Source organism: Streptomyces sp. NPDC096046 (assembly GCF_040303285.1).
Classification (GTDB): Bacteria; Actinomycetota; Actinomycetes; order Streptomycetales; family Streptomycetaceae; genus Streptomyces.
This window is the reverse complement of sequence record NZ_JBEOSZ010000018.1, coordinates 138842-141884: the sequence shown is the minus strand read 5'-3', so window position 1 is coordinate 141884 and position 3043 is coordinate 138842. Positions and strand designations below refer to the sequence as shown.

At 72.2% G+C, this 3043-nt stretch carries 4 protein-coding genes; 3 read left to right on the top strand and 1 reads right to left on the bottom strand.

Annotated features, from left to right (window positions below; genetic code table 11):
• Positions 1-153 precede the first annotated feature (153 nt).
• Positions 154-1050 carry a 4-hydroxy-tetrahydrodipicolinate synthase gene (gene dapA, locus ABTX62_RS18320; RefSeq protein ID WP_352117122.1) on the bottom strand — a complete coding sequence of 299 codons (897 nt, stop codon included), beginning with the start codon at positions 1048-1050 and terminating at the stop codon, positions 154-156.
• Between the two features lie 225 nt (positions 1051-1275).
• On the opposite strand from dapA, the gene ABTX62_RS18315 reads away from it, so the two are divergent.
• From ABTX62_RS18315 to ABTX62_RS18305, 3 genes are all read left to right on the top strand, one after another.
• Positions 1276-1695 carry a phage holin family protein gene (locus ABTX62_RS18315; protein WP_352117121.1) on the top strand — a complete coding sequence of 140 codons (420 nt, stop codon included), beginning with the start codon at positions 1276-1278 and terminating at the stop codon, positions 1693-1695.
• On the top strand, positions 1692-2057 hold the full coding sequence (locus ABTX62_RS18310; protein WP_352117120.1) for a DUF3618 domain-containing protein: 366 nt from the start codon (positions 1692-1694) through the stop codon (positions 2055-2057). The genes ABTX62_RS18315 and ABTX62_RS18310 overlap by 4 nt, the downstream gene beginning before the upstream one ends.
• Positions 2058-2250: 193 nt before the next feature.
• The gene (locus tag ABTX62_RS18305; RefSeq protein WP_352117119.1) at positions 2251-2937 is read left to right on the top strand and encodes an antibiotic biosynthesis monooxygenase; all 687 of its coding nucleotides are present in this window, start codon (positions 2251-2253) and stop codon (positions 2935-2937) included.
• The last annotated feature ends 106 nt before the right edge of the window (positions 2938-3043 follow it).

Here is a 3043-nt window from a genome sequence, read left to right as displayed (position 1 = left end):
CCCGTTAGACCCACCACATCGCCGCCGTCACGGGCCACTCCCCCGCCCGTATCACCCCGGACACCGCGTGGGCCGACCTCGGCACGGGCCGTCCCGTCTGCTCCGTCCCGTCGGGACCGCTCTCCGTTCCCGTGCCGCGCCCATCAATCGTGGTCAGGCCCCGGTGAGCGCCGCGTGGAGCGACAGCAGGGTGTCGGTGGTGGCCGGGGCGGCGGGCCGGAGGGGGGCGCGGACCGGGCCCGCGGGGAGGGCCAGGGCGTTCAGCAGTGCCTTGACCGTGACGGTGCCGGGCAGGCCGGTGGCCATGATCGCCTCGATGAGGGGCGTCGCCTCGTGCTGGAGGCGGGCCGCCCGGGCCGTGTCGCCCGCGTCGAACGCGTCCAGGACGGCCCGGAGACGGGCCGGGATCACGTTCGCGACCGTACTGACGTAACCCGTGCCGCCGACGGCGTACAGCGCGAGGTTGTGTTCGTCGCACCCCGCGTAGTACGCCAGATCCGTGCGGGCCAGTACCTTCTGGGCGCCCAGGAAGTCGGCCGAGCAGTCCTTGACCGCGACGATCCCGGGGTGTCCGGCGAGGCGGAGGATTGTCTCCGGTTCGATGCGGATGCCGGTGCGGGCCGGGATGTCGTAGAGCATGAGCGGGAGTTCACAGGCGTCCGCGATCTCCCGGAAGTGGGCCTCGACCGCGTCCTGCGGGGGCCTGCTGTAATACGGCGCCACCACCAAGAGGCCGTCCGCGCCCGCCTTCTGCGCCTCCTTGGCCAGTTCGACGGTGTGCCGGGTGTCGGGCGTGCCGATGCCGGCGACGATCTTCGCGCGGTCACCCACCGCCTCTCTCACGGCAGCGACGAGGGCCGACTTCTCGGCGTCCGTGGTGGTGGGCGACTCGCCGGTCGTGCCGGAGAGGACCAGGCCGTCGCAGCCGTTGGCCACCAGGTGGGCGGCGAGGTGCTGGGCGCCGTCGAGGTCCAGGGTTCCGGAGGGCGTCAAGGGAGTGATCATGGCGCAGAGGGCGCGGCGGAAGAGGGGCGCGGATGGTGAGGTCATGGGGGCAGTGTCGGCCCGCCGATTGTGTAGCTCCACTTAATTCTGCTTACAGGTATCCGTAAGTTTTGGTTCAGTGAGTGGTGGGGGATCGGTGGGGCTGTGCGCCCGGCGTCCTTCTCCGGGACCGCGCTGTCGCAGGCCGGGGAGTCTCGGGGGAGGCACGGGGGTAGCGGGCGGGCCGTCCGGGTACCCGGGTGTTCCTGACTTCGAGAGGAGGCGGAACACGTGACCGGGACCATGGATCACCGGGCCGTGCACGAGGAGCGCCACTCCGTGGGCGAGCTCGTCGGGCAGGCCGCGGAGCAGCTCTCCACCCTCGTACGGCAGGAAGTGGCTCTCGCCAAGGAGGAGCTGGCCGAGAAGGGGCGGCGGGCCGGGCGGGGCGGCGGGCTGCTCGGGGCGGCAGGCGCCGTCGGATACGCCGGGCTGCTCGCCCTGGCCGGTACGGGTGTCGCCGCGCTCTCGCTGGTGCTGCCCGTCTGGGCCGCGGCGCTGATCGTGACGGCGGTGCTGTTCGTGATCGCCGGGGTGCTGGCCGTGATGGGGCGGGGGCAGCTCCGCAAGGCCGGACCGCCCACGCCCGAGAAGGCTCTCGGCAGTGTCAGGGCGGACGTGGAGGAGATCAAGGAGAGGGCGCATCGATGACGGACGCTACGGGTGGGGCGAAGGGGCCCGATGAGCTGCGGCGGCAGATCGAGCGGACGCGCAGTGCGCTCGGCAACACCGTGGAGGAGTTGGCGGGGAAGGCGGACGTGAAGGGGCGTGCGCTGGCCCGGGCGGCCGATCTGCGGGACAAGGCCGGGGCGATGACGGTGCAGTTGCGCAGCACGGCCGCGCAGGCGGGACACACGGTGCACGACAAGGCGACGCATACCGGGCCGCGCCCCGTGCGGACCGTTGTCCAGGCGGGGATGCGGAACCCGGGGCCGGTGCTGGTGGCCGGGGCGGCGGGGGCCGTGGTGGCGGTCGGCGTGTTGCGTTGGAGGCATGCGCACGGGCATCGATGAGGGGAGTGCTCTGCGTGGAGTGCCCCTTCGCGGTGCGGGTTTCGGTCACGGGCGTGCGGGTTGCCGCGCCCGCGCCGCTGGGCTGGATCCGCTCGCTCCGGTAGGACGCCGTGCACGGCACCCTGTTGACCTCAAGTTCGGTCGAGGTTGAAAGCTGGGGCTGTTCGTGACAGGCGCTACGACTGGAGTGTTCATGAGCCGTCGAACCGAGCAGCACCCCGACCTCACCGACCCGCGTGCCGGTGCCCCCTTCTTCAGCACCTGGCGGGTGGGCACCCGCGAGCGGCAGTGGCAGACCGTGGAGGCCATCGGACGTACCTGGGAACGGCGGCCCTGGCCGACCGGGGATCTGCTGGCGTATCACGTGTACGTGGGGGACGACGGTTCCACCCTGATGCACTACTCGCAGTGGACCGGCGAACAGGCCTACGAGTCCTTCGTCAAGGTCCACCGGCAGGAACGCGTGGACGAGATCGACACCGCGGTGCCGGGGATCGAGCGGGTCGGACTCGGTCGGTACCGGCGCTACCGGAGCCGGGAGCGCGCTGCCGGGGACACACGGGCGCCGGGTCTGATCGTGACCGTGCGGGTCGACTTCGAGAGCGGGGTGGAAGGGCGCCGCGAGGAATGGGTCGACCTCGTGTCGAAGGCCATGGACGGCGACCCGGAAGGGCACGCCGGGCTGGTCTCCGCGCACTTCCATCTCAGTACGGAGGGCGGGCACGTGCTGAACTACGCCGAGTGGGAGAGCGGCGAGGCCTATGACCGGGCGCTGGCCGCCCCGGCGAGCGAGGCGTGGGAGCGGGTGCGGGCGTATCCGGGCATGAAGGGGAGCACCGGCAGCCGCTACGAGCACGCTCTGGGGCTGGTGCCGGACTGATCGGTGTGTGCGGGGCCGGCCGGACCGCCGGTCCGGCTCGTCCGCGACGCGGGCGGTGAGGCGACGCACCTGTCCAAGTGGGCGGGCCTGGGTCGCAGGTCCCCGC